The organism is Priestia sp. P5_B4 (assembly GCF_056400385.1).
The window spans coordinates 1-582 of the sequence record NZ_JBFULJ010001467.1 but is presented as its reverse complement, the minus strand read 5'-3'; the positions used below and the strand labels follow the sequence as shown (position 1 = coordinate 582).

The following is a 582-nucleotide window of genomic DNA, read 5'->3' as shown; positions in this document are numbered from 1 at the left end:
GCTATGCATTATACTCGAAGTGATTGGTCAAGGTCTCAATTGGAAGGAATGCAAACTACTTTTGAGAAAATGGGCATTGAGGTAGTAGCTGTGACAAATGCAGAATTTAAATGGAAAAAGCAAGTAGCTGACATTGAAAGCATTTTAGCCAAAAACCCGGATATCCTGGTGAGCATTCCAGTTGATCCAGAATTGACTGCAAACGTATATCAAAAAGCGGCCCAAGCTGGTGTGAAGCTGGTGTTTATGGACAATACACCGAATGGTTTGCAGCATGGGAAGGATTATGTAAGTATTGTTTCTGCTGACAATTATGGAAATGGCATTGAATCGGCTAATATCATGGCTGAGAAATTAGATAGAAAGGGTAAGGTCGGGGTTATTTACCATGATGCTGATTTTTTTGCAACCAAACAAAGAACGGAAGCATTTGAAAAAACTATAAAGGAAAAGTATCCTAACATTCAAATTGTCGATCGCAGGGGAATTACTGATTCGAATGATGGAGAAAAAGTGGCATCCGCTATGATTGCTGAACATCAGGATTTAAATGGTATTTTTGTTGTATGGGATGTACCGGCT

Annotated in this window: 1 protein-coding gene; it reads left to right on the top strand. The window is 39.2% G+C overall.

The annotated features are described in order from the left end of the window. Positions 1–3: 3 nt before the first annotated feature. Positions 4–582, top strand: a 579-nt coding sequence (locus AC1DRF_RS31645) for a substrate-binding domain-containing protein (protein ID WP_477742780.1), incomplete at its 3' end; no start/stop codon positions are given.